Genomic DNA, 18036 nt, shown 5'->3' with positions numbered 1-18036 from the left:
ATTTGTTTTGATGCCCCCGCCGTCGGATGGCCGGGGGAAAAGAAGTGTCAGCGGTGGCTTATTCGCCCCAGACGTCCTTGAGCACGTTGACCCAGTTCTCGCCCATGATCTTGCGCACTACGCGCTCGCTGTGGCCGCGCTTGAGCAGGGTTTCGGTGAGGTTGGGGAACTCGCCCACGGTGCGGATGCCCAGCGGGTTGATGATCTTGCCGAAGCTGGTCAGGCGGCGGGCGTAGCCCTTGTCATGGGTGAGCATTTCGAAGAAATCCTGGCCATGGCCCTGAGTGAAGTCGGTGCCGATGCCGATAGCGTCTTCGCCGACGATATTCATGGTGTATTCGATGGCTTCGGCGTAGTCGTCGATGGTCGAGTCGATACCTTTGGCCAGGAACGGCGCGAACATGGTCACGCCGACAAAACCGCCATGATCGGCGATGAACTTGAGCTCTTCATCGGATTTGTTGCGCGGGTGCTCCTTGAGGCCCGACGGTAGGCAGTGGGAATAACACACCGGCTTTTTCGATTCGAGGATCACCTCTTCGGAGGTTTTGGACCCGACGTGTGACAGGTCGCACATGATGCCCACGCGGTTCATCTCGCCGACGATTTCGCGACCGAAACCTGACAGGCCGCCATCGCGCTCGTAGCAACCGGTGCCCACCAGGTTCTGGGTGTTGTAGCACATCTGCACCACCCCCACGCCGAGCTGCTTGAAGATCTCCACGTAGCCGAGCTGGTCTTCAAACGCATGGGCATTCTGGAAGCCGAAGATGATGCCGGTCTTGCCTTGTTCCTTGGCGCGGCGGATGTCGGCGGTGGTTTTTACCGGGATCACCAGGTCGCTGTTCTCACGGATCAGGGTCTGGCTGGCAACAATGTTATTAATCGTGGCCTGGAACCCTTCCCACACCGACACGGTGCAGTTGGCGGCGGTCAGGCCCCCCTTGCGCATGTCCTCGAACAGGTCGCGATTCCACTTGGCAATGATCAGCCCGTCGATAACGATGCTGTCGGCGTGCAATTCGGCTGGGCTCATCAGGCGTCCCCTTATTGGCGATTCATGCGCCGAATCGTGTGCCGGCGCTTTGGGGCCAGCATATGCCCAGGGATCGACGGAGCCGAGTGCAAAAACGACAGGGGAATTGCCGAAAGCGTCAATCCGCGACAAAGGCTATGTAGACATGCCTGCTGGGCGGCTGTTCTTTGTCTTACGCTTGAGCCAGAATTGCGCATCACCTGATATGAGACGGCGCAATGAAATCGATTTTCCTGGCTTTGGCACTCATCGCAACCACCGCCCACGCAGCCGAAGACACCGACAGCACACCGTGCGACGGCATCGAAAACGACAAACAGACCCTGGCCTGCGCCGCCTACAACAAAACCACTGCCGAGCAACTGCTCAAGGATAACTACCAGGGCCTGCTGGAACGCATGGGTTCGATCTATGGCAGCGACAAGACCAAGCTGGCCGACATTACCGCTCGTCTGAAGGACGCCCAGCAGAAGTGGGAAAAACTGCGTGACGCCGATTGCGCGGTGGACACCTTCCCGGCGGTGAATGGCAGCAAGGAATACGCGATTGCGCAGAATGATTGCCTGGCCCGGATGAGTGATGAGCGGTCGGAGTTTTTGGAGTCGATTGGGCAGGAGTAAATGCCCCCCACAGCCATGCCATGGGGGACACCCTTACATTCAAGTCATGAAGGGTGACTTGAAGCGGGGCTTGGGCAATACCAATGGAGGGCTGGGATCGTAGGCGTAATCCAATGCGGTGATATCCATTACATCGCGGATACGATTGGTCCAGGGTTTGAGTACGTCATCGAAATTGTGCCCAGGCGGACCACCCTCCATTGGACAATAATGAGGTGCCAGGGTGGGTTTACCCAGCTCCATCTTCGCCTGCCAATCGGCCCAGACCTTGTCGACGAAGCAGTGATGCAGAAAAAACACCGGATCCTCAGGTGAGGTCATCGCCAGCATGTTGCCACCGATCCACAGGTGAACTCGATTGTGCAACTGCGAACCCGGGGTGGTGACTTGCGGGTCACCCTTCTGGGTAATCCAACCTTCCAGACGGTTTCGAAAACCTCGATTGAACGGGCTGGCGTTGTAATAGGGCTCGTCATAGATTTCTTCGTTCATTGCCTTGTTCAAATCGTCAGGCGTCGGCAACGTAAAGACCCATTGCCCAAACTGCCGTTTCAGACCCGGCTCTGGTAGACCGTCTTGCGGATACCCGGGTACGTCCCAATTATTAAATTTGTGTGCAAAGGGTCCATCTTGCACCCTGAAGTAATCTTTAGGATCACCGTTACCGCCTATCAGCCCCCATACCGGTGAGATCCAGGGCTCTGCCGCGTCCAATGTCCAATCCCAGTAAGGGATCGCTATTTCTTTTTGAGTGACGCGCAGAATGACCGCTTCCAACTGCAGCAACATTTCACGGTGCCAAGGCAAAAAGGCAGGGCCCAAGTGCGCACCGTTACGATAGTCGGGGTCCTGGGGTTCATGAGGATGAACAGTAGGTACCATTACTGCGTGGTGCCAATGGACAAACTTGTCGTATTCTTTCGCGGCTTTGACCGCCAACAACGCATTGAGAAATTCCATCCACTCATGCCCGCTCAATGTGCGAATTTCCTTACGTATCTTCATTGCGCAACTCCTTTGTAGGAAGGCGTGGAGCTACGAGAACTCCTGTCCCGAATCTAGATGCGGGTCCCACTAAGATCTACTGTCAGATCTGACAGTTCAGGCACTACCTCCGACAAATGGTCGAAACCTCTGCACCTCGCCGAGCCTGTTACCATGCACGACTTCTTCTCGCGTTTAAGGCAACGTCCATGACTCTCTGCGGCATCGAAATCAAAGGCAGCGAAGCCATCATCGCCCTCGCCGCCCTGGACAACCAGGCGCTGACCCACGTCGCCCTGGCCACCAAGAAAATCGCCCTCGATGACGACGATGAGGCAGCCAACGTCAAAGCCTTCGCCGCCCAGGTAAAGGCCTTCGTGCAGGACAACGGCATCCAGCGCATCGCGATCAAGAAGCGCAGCAAAAAAGGTGAATTCGCCGGCGGGCCGACGACGTTCAAGATTGAAGGGGTGTTTCAATTACTGGAGGGCGTTGAAGTGACGCTGCTGTCGCCGCAGACCATCAATGCACAGAACAAGAAGCACACCTTTGATCTGCCCGCGACGCTCAACAAGTATCAGCACGAGGCGTATAAGACAGCCTGCTCATGCCTGATGAAGAAATAACCGCACATCAGCTTTTGACGCAGTGTTCCAGGCCGTGCCCGCCGCCTTCGTATTCAGGGCCGTAATAATACTTAACGAAGGACACTTTACCGTCTGGGGTTGGCGTCACTTGTGCCACGCCCACGCCAAAGTCTTTCAAGGCTGGGTCAGTATGGGCAAAGTAGATGCCCAGCGTATCTGCGGTCCCGGCGGCCATGCCGTCATAGCGGGACTTGTCCTCCAGGGTCAGGGTGAAGGTGTAAGCCGCGTACTTGCCAGTGCTTTGCTTGGCGTCGAGCTTCATATCGACAACACCCTTGAAGTTGCCAATATGTTTATCCTGGCCGTTACATTCATAACGCCCGCTGTAATCGGCTCCGGTGAAGGGTGCCGGAGCCGGAGCCGGAGCCGGAGCCGGAGCCGGAGCCGGAGCCGGAGCCGGAGCCGGAGCCGGAGCAGCCCAAACTGGGGTAGAAACGAACACAATCACAGCAACTAGTTTTTTCAGCATGCCAACCTCTTATGGTTAAGTAGTGACGCTCCCAGCACACGCGCCTTAACTTTCAAAGCACCGAGCCAAGAGCGACTTCAAGCCCATAGGACGTTAGCAGCAACTTTCTATACGTCGTAGTTAACGACAGAAAATAAGAAAATTCCCACGTACCAAATGTTTTTTTACGCCGGCTTATCCGAAATTTCGTTGCAGTAACAACCAAACACACCACGTCACAAGCGCTGAATCCAATTATAGTCACCACCATAATTGACTATAATTCGCGTCAAACCATCTCCCGTCGCCGATCCTCTCTCGGGCACTTGGCAAACCTGGCTCGATAGCTACGGGTGAAATACGACGGCGACTCAAACCCACACGCAATGCTCACCTCCAGCACACTCATGCCGCTCTGGCGCAGCAGTTTCCGGGCTTTCTCCAGGCGCAGGCCGAGGTAGAAGTTGCTCGGCGTGTCGTTGAGGTGCAGACGAAACAGCCGTTCCAGCTGGCGCCGGGTAACCTTGATCGCCTCGGCCAGGGCCAGGGTGCTCAGGGGCGGTTCAGTGTGTTGCTCCATCTCGCCAATCACCTGCACCAACTTCTTGTTGTTGATGCCATAGCGCGTGGCGATCTGCATGCGCTGGTGGTCTTTGCGTGGGCGGATGCGCCCCAGTACGAATTGCTCCGAGACCTGGATCGCCAACTCCGGGCCGTGGGCCTGGGCGATCAGGTCGAGCATCAGGTCGATGGACGCCGTACCACCGGCGCAGGTGATGCGGCGGCGGTCGATTTCGAAGAGTTCCTGGGTCACGCTCAGGTGTGGATAGGACTCCTTGAAGGCGTCGATGGCTTCCCAGTGCAAGGTCAGGCGGTGACCATCGAGCAGGCCGGCCTCGGCCAGCACGCAGGCACCGGTGTCGATGGCGCCGAGGGTTACGCCGTCATGATCGAGACGGCGCAGCCAGTGTTCCAGCAAGGGAGTGGCGAACTGAAGAGGTTCGAAGCCGGCCACCACCAATAACGTCGCGCCTTTTTTCAGCGGCTCCAGCGCGGCGTCAGCGTTGACCGACATGCCATTGCTCGCCAGCACCGCGCCGCCATCGGCGCTCAATATATGCCAACGGTACAGCTCTCCGCGAAAGCGGTTGGCAACCCGCAACGGTTCCAGTGCGGAGATAAAGCCGATGGCCGAAAAACCCGGCATCAGCAGGAAGTAGAAATCCTGGGACATGGTGGCGCTCTCGTAGTACGGGCAGCGTGGTCACTGTGATACGCCAGTTCAACCAGCCATTCAAGAGCACAGGTCGCTGCAGTGCAAGAGTCGGTCGCCGCCGTGCGTTTTGTTGGCACTCAAGCTGCGTAACTTGATGCCACGGCGCACAAAGACGCCGGAACCCACAATAACGACCTGCCGAGGGATCCACCATGAACCGACTGATCAGCCGCTGTGCACTTGCACTCAGCGCCAGCGCTATTTTGAGTACCCACGTCATGGCAGCGGACGCCGCTTCTTGCCAGAACGTGCGCATGGGCGTGGTGAACTGGACCGATGTAATCGCCACCAGCGCCATGACTCAAGTGCTGCTCGACGGCCTCGGCTACAAGACCAAGCAAACCAGCGCCTCCCAGCAAATCATCTTCGCCGGGATCCGCGACCAGCGCCTGGACCTGTTCCTCGGCTACTGGAACCCGCTGATGACCCAGACCATCACGCCGTTCGTCGATGCCAAGCAGGTCAAGGTCCTCGACAAGCCCAGCCTGGAAGACGCCCGCGCCACCCTGGCGGTGCCCACCTACCTGGCGGACAAGGGGCTGAAAACCTTTGCCGACATCGCCAGGTTCGAAAAAGAGCTGGGCGGCAAGATCTACGGCATCGAGCCAGGCTCCGGCGCCAACACCCAGATCAAGGCGATGATCGCCAAGAACCAGTTCGGCCTGGGCAAGTTCCAGTTGGTGGAGTCCAGCGAGGCCGGCATGCTCGCCGCCGTGGACCGCGCCGTGCGGCGCAAGGAAGCCGTGGTGTTCTTCGGTTGGGCGCCGCACCCGATGAACATCAACGTTGCGATGACCTACCTCAGCGGCAGCGAAGATGCCCTGGGCCCGAACGAAGGCAAGGCCACCGTCTGGACCGTAACCGCGCCGACCTATGCCCAGCAGTGCCCCAACGTGCACAGACTGCTGACCAACCTGACGTTCACCGCCGCCGACGAGAGCCGGATGATGCAGCCGTTGCTGGATCACAAGGACGCCCTGGAGTCCGCCAGGCAGTGGCTCAAGGATCATCCGCAGGACAAGGCGCGCTGGCTGGAAGGGGTGACCACCTTTGACGGCAAACCGGCTGCGACCAATCTGCAATTGACCAACCAATAACCTTTTTTCATCACCGCTTCGCAGCCCGTCACGGCTGCGAACGGCACCACCACGCCCGTAAGGAACCGCCCATGAACCACGACGTCATCATCACCTGCGCACTCACCGGTGCTGGCGACACGACCGCCAGAAGCCCGCATGTGCCGGTCACACCCAAACAGATCGCCGCCGCCGCCGTAGAAGCGGCCAAGGCGGGCGCCACCGTGGTGCATTGCCATGTGCGCGATCCGCAAACCGGCAAGTTCAGCCGCGACGTGGCGCTGTATCGCGAAGTGATGGAGCGCATCCGTGAGGCCGATATCGACATCATCGTCAACCTCACCGCCGGCATGGGCGGCGACCTGGAAATCGGTGGCGGCGAGAACCCGATGGAATTCGGCCCCAACACCGACCTGGTCGGCCCGCTGACCCGTCTGGCCCACGTCGAGGAGCTGCTGCCGGAGATCTGCACCCTGGACTGCGGCACCCTCAATTTCGGCGATGGCGACACGATTTACGTGTCCACCCCGGCACAATTGCGGGCCGGTGCCAAGCGTATCCAGGCGCTGGGCGTAAAGGCCGAACTGGAAATCTTCGACACCGGCCACTTGTGGTTTGCCAAGCAGATGATCAAGGAAGGCCTGCTCGATAACCCGCTGTTCCAACTGTGCCTGGGCATCCCCTGGGGCGCGCCGGCCGACACCACCACCATGAAAGCCATGGTCGACAACCTGCCCGCCGACGCGGTGTGGGCCGGCTTCGGGATTGGCCGCATGCAGATGCCGATGGCGGCGCAAGCGGTGCTGCTGGGCGGCAACGTACGGGTCGGTCTGGAAGACAACCTGTGGCTGGACAAAGGCGTGCTCGCCACCAATGGTCAACTGGTGGAACGCGCCAGTGAAATCCTCAGCAGGCTGGGGGCACGGGTCATGACCCCGGCCGAGGGCCGAATCAAGATGGGGCTGACCAAACGCGGTTAAAAAATGTGGGAGGGGGCTTGCCCCCTTCCACATTGAGCTGATTCCAAAACAGAACCTTGAATACTTCAGGAAATTCGCCAATGAGCTTTATTACTGAAATCAAAACCTTCGCTGCCCTGGGCAGCGGTGTAATCGGCAGCGGCTGGGTATCCCGCGCCCTGGCCCACGGCCTGGACGTAGTGGCCTGGGACCCGGCGCCCGGAGCCGAGATTGCCTTGCGCAAACGCGTCGCCAACGCCTGGGGAGCCCTTGAGCAACAAGGATTGGCGCCTGGTGCATCTCAAGACCGCCTGCGCTTTGTGAGCACCATCGAAGAATGCGTCAAAGACGCCGATTTCATCCAGGAAAGCGCTCCGGAACGCCTGGAGCTGAAGCTGCAATTACACAGCCAGATCAGCGCGGCGGCCAAGCCTGATGCACTGATCGGTTCGAGCACGTCCGGGCTGTTGCCGAGTGAGTTCTACGAAGGTTCCACACACCCGGAACGCTGCGTCGTCGGCCACCCGTTCAACCCGGTCTACCTGCTGCCACTGGTGGAAGTGGTCGGCGGCAAAAACACCGCCCCCGAAGCGATCCAGGCTGCAATCAAGGTGTATGAATCCCTCGGCATGCGCCCGCTGCATGTGCGCAAGGAAGTGCCTGGGTTTATCGCTGACCGCTTGCTCGAAGCGCTGTGGCGCGAGGCGCTGCACCTGGTCAATGACGGCGTGGCGACCACCGGCGAAATCGATGACGCGATTCGCTTTGGTGCCGGCTTGCGCTGGTCGTTCATGGGCACCTTCCTCACCTACACCCTGGCGGGCGGCGATGCCGGCATGCGCCACTTCATGGCGCAGTTCGGGCCGGCGTTGCAGTTGCCGTGGACTTATCTACCTGCGCCTGAACTGACCGACAAATTGATCGATGATGTGGTCGATGGCACCCGTGACCAATTGAGCAGCCACAGCATTTCGGCGCTGGAGCGCTATCGTGATGATTGTCTGCTGGCAGTGCTGGAGGCCGTCAAGGTTACTAAAGCCAAACACGGTATGACCTTCGCCGAATAACCCTCTCCCACATGTGATCGAGTTCATAACCGGAATTTATGCCATGCCCGCACTGACCACCTACACCACTCGCATCCGTCCCGATTGGGTGGACTATAACGGCCACCTGCGCGACGCGTTCTACCTGCTGATTTTCAGCTACGCCACCGATGCGCTGATGGACACCCTGGGCCTGGACAGCGACAACCGTGAAGCCAGCGGCCGCTCGCTGTTCACCCTGGAGCTGCACCTGAACTACCTGCACGAAGTGAAACTCGACGCCGAGGTGCAGGTGCGTACCCAACTGATCGCCCACGACGCCAAGCGCCTGCACCTCTACCACAGCCTGTATCGAGTGGGCGAAGACCGCGAGCTGGCGGGTAACGAACAGATGTTGCTGCACGTTGACCTCGCCGGCCCGCACGCGGCGCCGTTCACTGCGGCCACGCTGGAAAAACTCACGACCATCAGCGCCGAACAGGCCGAGCTGCCAAAACCTGCCCTCCTCGGCCGCGTCATCGGTTTGCCGGTCAGGAACTGAGCAAAAAAAGCCCCGGTCCAGCCGTGACTGGATCGGGGCAGAGTGCCTTGTGTGAGCCGTGCATCCCGAGGGTGACCAAACCATCAAGCTGCGTGCCTGGGATTGAGTGTGCCGAATCCTTCTAAGGGTGAGTGACCCGAAAACGACCTGTTCATAGCCATCCGAGCCATTCGTTGATTCTGCCCTTGCCGACCGGCCGGGGCCCTACCAGAATCCAAGTCAGTTCCCGCTCCCTACACCAGGATGAACGTCATGATGCACGCGGATTTGATTGACCAGGATGACCTGCTGAGCCAACTACGCTCGCTGGGTTTTGAAGTGTCCAGTGGTACCACCGCCGAGCAGGCTTGCGAGTGTGCGGTGCGCGGTTTGAGCGAGGCGCGGGCCAAAGCGCTCAAGGGTATGGTTGAAAAGATGTACAGCGGCAGTGCGACGATTTTGCCGGCGGTAAGGCAGGCGATCGACAAGCAGTTGTTGCCGGCTTTGATGCAGTTCAAACAGAATTCGGGCGCCTGACAGACCGCTATCGGGGGCAAGCCCCCTCCCACCTTACTGTGTTCACAAATCCAGATGTGGGAGGGGGCTTGCCCCCGATGCAGGCGACCCGGTTTAAAGCCTTACACTGGCAAACGTCGATTCATTCCTGGCCTGGCTCAACGCCGACATCGGCCCCGACAACGGTGACAGCACCAACGCCTGCGGAATCGGCATCATCGCCACCTGCTGGGTGGTATTGGAGCCGACGCGCTCATCCCGCGGCGGTATGCCGAAGTATTCGCGGTAGCACTTGGAGAAGTGCGGCGTGGAGACAAACCCGCACACCGACGCCACTTCGATGATCGACATCGGCGTTTGCTTGAGCAATTGCCGCGCGCGGATCAGGCGCAGCTTGAGGTAGTAGCGCGATGGCGAACAATGCAGGTATTTCTGGAACAGCCGCTCCAACTGTCGACGCGACACGGCGACATATACCGCCAGTTCATCCAGGTCGATCGGCTCTTCCAGGTTGGCTTCCATCAGCGCGACGATTTCCTGCAGCTTCGGCTGGTTGGTGCCGAGCATGTGCTTGAGTGGCACGCGCTGGTGATCTTGTTCGTTGCGGATGCGCTCGTACACAAACATCTCGGAGATAGCCGCCGACAATTCACGCCCGTGGTCGCGGCTGATCAGGTGCAGCATCATGTCCAGCGGCGCGGTGCCACCGGAGCTGGTAAAGCGGTTGCGGTCGAGGGTGAACAGGCGTGTGCTCATGGACACCCGCGGGAAGGCTTCCTGCATCGACGCCAGGCATTCCCAGTGCACACTGCAATCAAAACCGTCGAGCAAACCCGCGCAAGCCAGCGCCCAGCTGCCAGTACACACCGCGCCGAGGCGCCGGGACTGGCGCGCCTGGCTTTGCAGCCACGACACATGTTCACGAGTGACGGTGCGTTGGATACCCACGCCGCCGCACACGATGACAATGTCCAGGGCCGGCGCTTTATGCATGGAGGCATCGGGGGTGATCTGCAGGCCATCGCTGGCCCATACCTGGTTGCCGTCGACGCTCAGGGTCGTCCAGCGATACAGCTCGCGCCCGGACAACTGGTTGGCCATGCGCAGCGGTTCCACTGCCGAAGCCAGGGAAATCAGCGTGAAATTGTCCAGCAGCAAAAAGCCGATGGATTGAGGCGCACGGTTCTGGGGTTGGGCCCCGGAGTTGAACGACGTCATCGCGGTATCTCCTCACACAAAGCGGGTGTTGGCCTCAGGCGAGGCTCTTGTTATGGCGGTCGTCCTCAGGAAGGCGACGCTTTGAATTAATAGAGCAAATGCCATGCCTAAATTGGATGGCTATTCAATAACTCCTGAAAACGACCTGTTGACGCGTCTATATAAGCCCGCGCCTGGAGTGCCCGGCAGGTCGCATAACGAGTGATGTTCAAGGGGTGTGAGCAGATCGGTAGCACTTGTGGGAAGGCGCTTTGCGAGCGTAGGAGAAGTCTGTCACCCAAAGCACATTGCACGGGTGATCGTGTAGGAATAGTTCGGAAGCTACTTATCTATTTGCGACGCGCTAAAAGGTGGCGTTTTTGGTTGGAATGTTCACTTTTTGAGCAGTGTTGGCTGGACCACCGCTATCGGGGGCAAGCCCCCTCCCACCTTTGGACCCTGTTCACAGATCAAAATGTGGGAGGGGGCTTGCCCCCGATGCAGGCGGCTCGGTCTCAACACTCAACAGCACTCACCGCCAAACCACCCCGCGAGGTCTCTTTGTACTTGTCATGCATATCCGCGCCGGTATCGCGCATGGTGCGGATCACCCGGTCCAGGGAGATAAAGTGCTGGCCGTCGCCACGCAGGGCCATTTGCGCCGCGTTGATTGCCTTGACCGCCGCAATTGCATTGCGCTCGATGCATGGCACCTGCACCAGCCCACCCACCGGGTCGCAGGTCAGGCCGAGGTTGTGTTCCAAGCCAATTTCAGCAGCGTTGCACACCTGCTCCGGCGTGGCGCCGAGAATCTCGGCCAAGCCGGCCGCGGCCATGGCACAGGCGGAACCGACCTCGCCCTGACAGCCGACTTCAGCACCGGAGATCGAGGCGTTCTTCTTGCACAGAATGCCCACCGCTGCGGCGCCGAGCATATAGTCGACCACGTTGGCTTCGGTGACTTCCTCACTGAATTTCATGAAGTAATGCAGCACCGCCGGAATGATCCCCGCCGCACCATTGGTCGGTGCCGTGACCATGCGCCCGCCGGCAGCGTTCTCTTCGTTGACCGCCAAGGCGAACAGGTTCACCCATTCCATGGCGCTCAAAGTCGAGCCGATCACATTGGGTTTGCCCAGTTCCTGCAAGCTGCGGTGCAACTTGGCCGCGCGGCGGCGCACGTTCAAGCCGCCGGGCAGGATGCCTTCGTGCTTGAGGCCCTGCTCCACGCAATCCTGCATGGCGCGCCAGAGCTTCATCAGGCCACTGCGGATTTCCTCTTCGGAGCGCCAGGTTTTTTCATTTGCCAGCATCAGCTCGGCGACGCGCAGGTTATGGGTCTTGCACAGCTGCAACAGCTCCACTGCGCTGGAGAAATCGTAGGGCAGTTCGGTGCGATCCATGTCCGCCACTCCGCTCTGGGCCTGAGCCTCATCCACCACAAACCCACCGCCGACCGAATAGTAGGTATCACGGTGCAGTTCGCCGTCATCGCCCCATACCACCAGGGTCATGGCATTGGGATGAAACGGCAGGTTTTCGTCAAGCAGGCGCATGTCCCGCGCCCATACGAAAGGCACCGGCAGGCGACCGTCGAGCAGCAGAGTGTCGGTTTCGCGCAGGGTGTGGATGCGCACGCCGATCTGTGATGGGTCGATTGCGTCGGGCCACTCGCCCATCAGGCCCATGATGGTTGCGGTGTCGCTGCCATGGCCGATGCCGGTGGCCGACAGCGAGCCGTAGAGCTGAACTTCGACGCGCCGCACCTGTTCCAACACGTCACGTTCACGCAACGCCTGGACGAACAACGCCGCGGCGCGCATGGGGCCGACGGTGTGAGAACTCGAAGGCCCGATGCCGATCTTGAACAGGTCGAAAACACTGATAGCCATTGCGGTAGAACTCCTCGATAAGCACGGCCAGGCTTGAACGAGGTGCTACGCTCAGATCGCCCAGATGGCGGCATCATCAAGCTTTTGTCGCCGCTCACGGCGTCTCACACCGACGCATCCATGCTCACCAGCGTCGCTCGCGTGCGAACGCCTGTTTCGGCCGTTTTTTGCGGTGCAGAGGGGTAAAAACAGCGGTTTCACCTTCGGAAAAACCTGTAAGCGACGTCATCGGTACTGGATGCGACCCTCCCTGTACTGGATACGACGCCCCCTGTAGGCGTCAGATTTTCACTGGTACATGATCAGTTCCGACTCGTTTGCAAGGCACCGTGCCAGAGCTGTTGTCGCACGCTCCAACCGCAACACTTATAAAGCGCGGCAAATGCCGCCAGAAAAAACACAGGAGTCTAGCCTTATGAAAGCTTCACCCTCGTTGTTGTTGGCCGCCATGTTGAGTCTGCCAGCCCTGGCAAACGCTGCAGAACCGGAACAGTGCAAGACCGTCAACTTCTCCGATGTCGGCTGGACCGACATCACCGTCACTACCGCGACCACCAGCGAAATCCTCAAGGGCCTGGGCTACAAGCCGCGCACCACGATGATTTCGGTACCAGTGACCTACAAGTCCCTGGCCGACGGCAAGAACATGGATATCTTCCTCGGCAACTGGATGCCGACCATGGAAAACGACATCAAGCAGTATCGTGATGCCGGCACCGTGGAAACCGTGCGCGCCAACCTGGAGAACGCCAAGTACACCCTGGCGGTGCCCGAGGCGCTGTACGACAAAGGCCTGAAAGACTTCGCCGACATTGCCAAATTCAAGGACGAGCTGGGCGGCAAGATCTACGGGATCGAGCCGGGTAACGACGGCAACCGCACTATCCAGACCCTTATCGACAAAGACGCCTTCGGTCTCAAGACCGCAGGGTTCAAAGTGGTCGAGTCCAGCGAAGCCGGCATGCTCTCCCAGGTCGAACGCGCCTCCAAGCGCAACCAGGCCATCGTGTTCCTCGGCTGGGAACCGCACCCGATGAACACCCGCTTCAAGATGAAGTACCTGACCGGAGGGGACGACTCGTTCGGCCCCAACTACGGCCAGGCCACCATCTACACCAATACCCGCAAGGGCTACACCCAGGAATGCAGCAACGTCGGCCAGTTGCTGAAGAACCTGGTGTTCACCCTGAACATGGAAAGCACGCTGATGGGCAATGTGCTGGACGACAAAATGAAGCCCGACGCCGCCGCCAAGGCGTGGCTGAAAAAGAACCCCCAAGTGCTCGACACCTGGCTTGCAGGCGTCAACACCGTCGATGGCAAACCAGGGCTGGAGGCCGTCAAAGCCTACCTGGACAAGTAACCACTATCCCGGGCCGTTAAGCCGGTCCGGGATGTTTCCCCCCTTCGCATGTGGACATTCACTACCATGCTGACTGAACAGAAAATCCCACTAGGCCAGTACATCGCTGCCTTCGTCGAATGGTTGACCCAGAACGGTGCCAACTACTTCGATGCAATCGCATCGACACTGGAAACGATGATCCACGGCGTGACGTTTGCGCTGACCTGGTTCAATCCGCTGGCATTGATCGGTCTGATTGCGCTGCTGGCTCACTTTATCCAACGTAAATGGGGCCTGACGGTCTTCGTCATCGCCTCCTTCCTGCTGATCCTGAACCTTGGGTACTGGCAGGAAACCATGGAAACCCTCGCCCAGGTGCTGTTCGCGACCCTGGTCTGCGTGGTCATCGGTGTGCCGCTGGGCATTGTTGCCGCGCACAAGCCGATGTTCTACACCATGATGCGGCCGGTACTCGATCTGATGCAGACCGTACCGACCTTCGTCTACCTCATCCCTACCCTGACCCTCTTCGGGCTGGGTGTGGTACCTGGGCTGATTTCCACGGTGGTGTTCGCGATTGCCGCGCCGATCCGCCTGACCTACCTGGGTATCCGCGATGTACCGCAAGAGCTGATGGACGCCGGCAAGGCCTTTGGCTGCTCGCGCCGCCAGTTGCTCTCGCGCATTGAACTGCCCCACGCCATGCCGAGCATCGCCGCCGGTATTACCCAATGCATCATGCTGTCGTTGTCGATGGTGGTGATTGCCGCACTGGTGGGTGCCGACGGCCTCGGCAAGCCGGTGGTCAATGCACTCAACACGGCCGATATCGCCCTGGGCTTTGAAGCGGGCCTGGCCATCGTGCTGCTCGCCATCATGCTCGACCGTATCTGCAAACAACCCGACGCTAAAGTAGGGGGTGATGCATGAGCATTATCCGATTCGACAAAGTCGACGTGATCTTCTCCAAAGACCCACGCGAGGCGCTCAAGCTGCTGGACCAGGGCATGAGCCGTAACGAAATCCTGAAAAAGACCGGGCAGATCGTCGGCGTCGAAAACGCCAGCCTGGATATCGAGAAAGGCGAGATCTGTGTGCTGATGGGCCTGTCGGGCTCCGGCAAATCGAGCCTGCTGCGCTGCATCAACGGCCTCAACACCGTGAGCCGTGGCCAACTGTTTGTGGAGCATGAAGGGCGCCAGATCGACATCGCCTCTTGCACCCCCGCCGAACTGAAAATGATGCGCACCAAACGCATCGCCATGGTGTTCCAGAAGTTCGCCCTGATGCCCTGGCTGACGGTGCGCGAGAACATCAGCTTCGGCCTGGAAATGCAGGGCCGCCCGGAAAAAGAACGGCGCACCCTGGTGGATGAAAAGCTCGAACTGGTGGGCTTGAGCCAATGGCGCAACAAGAAGCCCGATGAGCTGTCCGGCGGCATGCAGCAGCGTGTCGGCCTGGCCCGCGCGTTGGCGATGGACGCCGATATCCTGCTGATGGACGAACCTTTCTCGGCCCTCGACCCACTGATTCGCCAGGGTCTGCAAGATGAACTGCTGGAACTGCAACGCAAGCTGAGCAAGACCATTGTGTTCGTCAGCCACGACCTCGATGAAGCGCTCAAGCTAGGCAGCCGGATCGCGATCATGAAAGACGGCAAGATCATCCAGTACAGCGTGCCGGAAGAAATCGTGCTGAACCCGGCGGACGACTATGTGCGCACCTTCGTCGCCCACACCAACCCGCTGAACGTACTGTGCGGGCGCAGCCTGATGCGCACGCTGGATAACTGCACGCGGGTCAATGGTTCAGTGTGCCTGGATCCGGGCGGCGATTCATGGCTGGACCTGGCTGAAGGCAACACCATCCAGGGCGCACGCCAGAACGGCGTGGTGATGAATTTGCAGAACTGGGCACCGGGGCAAGCGGTGGAAGATTTGGGTCGGGTCCCAACCCTGGTGGACTCCAATATCGGCATGCGCGATGCGTTGCAGATCCGCTATCAAACGGGGAACAAGCTGGTGCTGCATGACAACAACAAGGTGGTGGGGATCCTGGGCGACAGTGAGCTCTACCACGCGCTCCTAGGCAAAAACCTGGGCTGACAAACACTGCAAAACAACTGAAGAAACTGGGTCAATGTGGGAGGGGGCTTGCCCCCGATAGCGGTGTATCAGTAACAGATGTACTGACTGACACACTGCAATCGGGGGCAAGCCCCCTCCCACATTTGGACCCAGTGGTGTCAGCAAGGACACCACTGGCTTTCAACTATCAGCTATAGACACGGCCAAGGAGCTGCCGATGGCTTTCGAACTGATCGAGCACATCCCGGGTAATCTGCTCCTGGGTGAAGCCCATCAGGTCATATTCCTGCGGCCCGTTGTGCAGGTACACCTCGGCACGGTAGTAACGGGTGCGTTCTTCTTCAGGCAGGTCAGCCGGCGCCGCCGAGTAACCATCCAGGCTCACCTCGTAGACAAACGGGTTGCCCTCTTGCATCTCGATACGCACGCCGATGCAGCGCTTGGATTTGCCCAGCAAGGTCTGCACCTCCAAGCCTTGCTCACGCAGCGCAACCGCCGCTTCTTCCAGCGCCGGCGTTACGTGCTTGTCCATAAAGCGCTGCACGGTGGCCTGGCTCGGTTGCAGGTCCAGGGCGGTCAAGCGCTCGCTGAAACCACGGCGGCCACGCTCAGCCAGTTGCGCCTGTTCCAGTTCTGTCGCCACATCCTGACGCATGGCCTTGTGCAAACCGAACATAAACAGGATCAGCACCACCGAAAACGGCAGCCCCGCCAGCACGACCATGGTTTGCATGGCTTCGAAGTTACCGGCAAACAGCAGGCCGATGGTCACCAGGGTGATCACCACCGACCAGAAGATCCGCAACCAGTGCGGCGCATCTTCATCCACATTGCCGCCTTTGCAGGACAGGTTGGCCATCATCACCGCGCCGGAATCCGCCGGGGTCAGGAACAGCACAAAGCCTACGAAGATCGACACGCCGATGACGACTTTCGACGCCGGATAATGCTCAAGCAGTTGGTAGATGGCCATGGACGGTTGTTCCAGCGCCGTCTTGCCCAACTCCACGGCACCATGGTTCAACACCAGGTCCAGCGCCGAGTTACCGAAGATCGACAGCCATGCCAGAGTAAAGCCCAGCGGGATCAGCAAGACGCCGGCCACCAGCTCACGCACGGTACGACCACGAGAAATACGTGCGATGAACATGCCCACGAATGGCGCCCAGGAAATCCACCAGGCCCAGTAGAACAGGGTCCACAGGCCCATCCAGCGCTCGGTCTTGGCACCGTCGCCTTCATATACATACAGGTCGAAGGTTTTCAGCACGATGCCGTTGAGGTAATCACCGGTGTTCTGCACCAGCCCGTTGAGCAGGTGCAGGGTCGGGCCGAACAGCAGCACGAAGATCAGCAAGCCGCTGAACAGCACAATGTTCAGGTTGGACAGGCGGCGAATACCGTTTTCCACACCCGACACAGCGGCGATGGTGGCCACGGTGCTCATCACGATGATCACGATCAGCAGGTTGGTGTTGCTGTGCTCCATGCCAAACAGGTTTTCCAGCCCCGACGACACCTGCATCGAGCCGATCCCCAGGTTGGTCACCAGGCCCAGCAGGGTCACGAACATGCCGAAACCGTCTACCGCGTGGCCCGCCGCGCCCTTCACCCAACGCTCGCCCACCAGTGGGTACAGCGCCGAACGCAAGGCCAGCGGCTGATTGTGACGGTAGGCAAAGTACGCTACGGCCAGGCCGACCAGTGCATAGATCGCCCAGCCGTGCAGGCCCCAGTGCAGGAAGGTCAGTTGCAGCGCCTGGCGGGCCGCACCATTACTGGCCGCCGCGCCCTCGGGCGGGTTGAAGTAATGATCCAACGGCTCGGACGCACCGAAATACAACAGCGAAATACCGATGCCCGACGAGAACAACATGCCCGCCCAGGCGCCGTAACTGAAGTCCGGGGTGTCGTCTTTACTACCCAGTTTCAATTTTCCATAGGACGAAAACGCCAGGCCGACCACAAACACCAGGTAGGCGGCGATGACCACCATGTAGTACCAGCCAAAGCTTTTGGAAAGCCAGGCCTGGGCGACGCCGAGCATGCGCCCGGCCTCCTGCGGGGCGATGATCAGGATGGCGGTCAACAACAGAATCAGCGCGGTGGAGGTGTAGAACACCCAACCGTTGACCCGAACCTTTTCCGGCGGGGTCTTTATAAGAGAGGCAGAACTCATGGCGCAGATGCTCCAGGCAGTGCGAGAGAGAAACACAAGGCAGCGGTTATCCCGGGACATCGATTTTTCGGCAGTCGACGGACGGGTGTTATAAAGACACCCCGAAAATTCTTGAGCCGCCGAAGCGGTGATCAGGCTCTGAAATGGCCTGTTTCAAGGGTTTTTGCAGGTGTCAGCGGTTGCGGCCAGCAGGTAGGAAACATCTGTA

17 protein-coding genes are annotated in these 18036 nt (G+C 59.4%); 10 read left to right on the top strand and 7 right to left on the bottom strand.

The window, feature by feature from the left end; genetic code table 11:
* Nucleotides 1-58: 58 nt before the first annotated feature.
* Nucleotides 59-1036, bottom strand: a complete 978-nt coding sequence (locus NMB39_RS02275) for a dipeptidase (RefSeq protein WP_014720245.1) — start codon at nt 1034-1036, stop codon at nt 59-61.
* Between the two features lie 218 nt (nt 1037-1254).
* Here NMB39_RS02275 and NMB39_RS02270 point away from each other — a divergent pair, with 218 nt between their 5' ends.
* Complete coding sequence (locus tag NMB39_RS02270; protein WP_043046153.1) at nt 1255-1656, top strand: lysozyme inhibitor LprI family protein; 402 nt, start codon at nt 1255-1257, stop codon at nt 1654-1656.
* A gap of 39 nt (nt 1657-1695) precedes the next feature.
* Here NMB39_RS02270 and NMB39_RS02265 read toward each other — a convergent pair whose 3' ends face one another.
* Nucleotides 1696-2661 carry a tyrosinase family protein gene (locus NMB39_RS02265; RefSeq protein ID WP_057022896.1) on the bottom strand — a complete coding sequence of 322 codons (966 nt, stop codon included), beginning with the start codon at nt 2659-2661 and terminating at the stop codon, nt 1696-1698.
* Nucleotides 2662-2849: 188 nt separating this feature from the next.
* Between NMB39_RS02265 and NMB39_RS02260 the strand changes: the two genes are divergently transcribed.
* Entirely contained in the window at nt 2850-3266 is a 417-nt protein-coding gene (locus NMB39_RS02260) for a DUF3010 family protein (protein WP_046069857.1), read from the top strand.
* A 7-nt stretch (nt 3267-3273) separates the two neighbouring features.
* Here the strand turns inward: NMB39_RS02260 and NMB39_RS02255 are convergent, their stop codons facing one another.
* Complete coding sequence (locus tag NMB39_RS02255) at nt 3274-3549, bottom strand: hypothetical protein (RefSeq protein WP_367235709.1); 276 nt, start codon at nt 3547-3549, stop codon at nt 3274-3276.
* A 475-nt stretch (nt 3550-4024) separates the two neighbouring features.
* Nucleotides 4025-4969 (bottom strand): GlxA family transcriptional regulator, encoded by a 945-nt coding sequence (locus NMB39_RS02250; RefSeq protein WP_198719718.1) that lies wholly within the window; start codon nt 4967-4969, stop codon nt 4025-4027.
* A gap of 194 nt (nt 4970-5163) precedes the next feature.
* Here NMB39_RS02250 and NMB39_RS02245 point away from each other — a divergent pair, with 194 nt between their 5' ends.
* From NMB39_RS02245 to NMB39_RS02225, 5 genes are all read left to right on the top strand, one after another.
* Nucleotides 5164-6108 (top strand): choline ABC transporter substrate-binding protein, encoded by a 945-nt coding sequence (locus NMB39_RS02245; RefSeq protein ID WP_057022893.1) that lies wholly within the window; start codon nt 5164-5166, stop codon nt 6106-6108.
* 71 nt (nt 6109-6179) lie between these two features.
* Nucleotides 6180-7067 (top strand): 3-dehydrocarnitine:acetyl-CoA trimethylamine transferase CdhC, encoded by an 888-nt coding sequence (gene cdhC / locus NMB39_RS02240; protein WP_494339653.1) that lies wholly within the window; start codon nt 6180-6182, stop codon nt 7065-7067.
* Nucleotides 7068-7147: 80 nt separating this feature from the next.
* Nucleotides 7148-8113, top strand: coding sequence for an L-carnitine dehydrogenase (locus NMB39_RS02235; protein ID WP_494339654.1), 966 nt, complete (start codon nt 7148-7150; stop codon nt 8111-8113).
* 43 nt (nt 8114-8156) lie between these two features.
* Complete coding sequence (locus tag NMB39_RS02230) at nt 8157-8633, top strand: thioesterase family protein (protein ID WP_494339655.1); 477 nt, start codon at nt 8157-8159, stop codon at nt 8631-8633.
* A 252-nt stretch (nt 8634-8885) separates the two neighbouring features.
* The gene (locus NMB39_RS02225) at nt 8886-9149 is read left to right on the top strand and encodes a hypothetical protein (RefSeq protein ID WP_032879047.1); all 264 of its coding nucleotides are present in this window, start codon (nt 8886-8888) and stop codon (nt 9147-9149) included.
* A gap of 93 nt (nt 9150-9242) precedes the next feature.
* Here the strand turns inward: NMB39_RS02225 and gbdR are convergent, their stop codons facing one another.
* Both gbdR and NMB39_RS02215 read right to left on the bottom strand, forming a co-directional pair.
* Nucleotides 9243-10346: a choline metabolism transcriptional regulator GbdR gene (gene gbdR / locus NMB39_RS02220; protein ID WP_043046168.1), complete on the bottom strand. Its 1104-nt coding sequence runs from the start codon at nt 10344-10346 to the stop codon at nt 9243-9245.
* 494 nt (nt 10347-10840) lie between these two features.
* On the bottom strand, nt 10841-12217 hold the full coding sequence (locus NMB39_RS02215) for an L-serine ammonia-lyase (protein ID WP_056846928.1): 1377 nt from the start codon (nt 12215-12217) through the stop codon (nt 10841-10843).
* 415 nt (nt 12218-12632) lie between these two features.
* Here NMB39_RS02215 and NMB39_RS02210 point away from each other — a divergent pair, with 415 nt between their 5' ends.
* The 3 genes from NMB39_RS02210 to choV all read left to right on the top strand — a co-directional run bounded on the left by NMB39_RS02210 (nt 12633) and on the right by choV (nt 15667).
* Nucleotides 12633-13580, top strand: a complete 948-nt coding sequence (locus NMB39_RS02210; RefSeq protein ID WP_046069867.1) for a choline ABC transporter substrate-binding protein — start codon at nt 12633-12635, stop codon at nt 13578-13580.
* A gap of 66 nt (nt 13581-13646) precedes the next feature.
* Nucleotides 13647-14492 (top strand): choline ABC transporter permease subunit, encoded by an 846-nt coding sequence (choW, locus tag NMB39_RS02205; protein ID WP_046069868.1) that lies wholly within the window; start codon nt 13647-13649, stop codon nt 14490-14492.
* On the top strand, nt 14489-15667 hold the full coding sequence (gene choV, locus NMB39_RS02200; protein ID WP_043046175.1) for a choline ABC transporter ATP-binding protein: 1179 nt from the start codon (nt 14489-14491) through the stop codon (nt 15665-15667). Before choW ends, choV begins: the two co-directional genes overlap by 4 nt.
* A 169-nt stretch (nt 15668-15836) precedes the next feature.
* Here the strand turns inward: choV and NMB39_RS02195 are convergent, their stop codons facing one another.
* Nucleotides 15837-17771 carry a BCCT family transporter gene (locus NMB39_RS02195; RefSeq protein ID WP_306958595.1) on the bottom strand — a complete coding sequence of 645 codons (1935 nt, stop codon included), beginning with the start codon at nt 17769-17771 and terminating at the stop codon, nt 15837-15839.
* Nucleotides 17772-18036: the final 265 nt, after the last annotated feature.

Source organism: Pseudomonas sp. FBCC-B545, from assembly GCF_059134095.1.
This window is presented reverse-complemented; position numbering and strand designations above follow the sequence as displayed.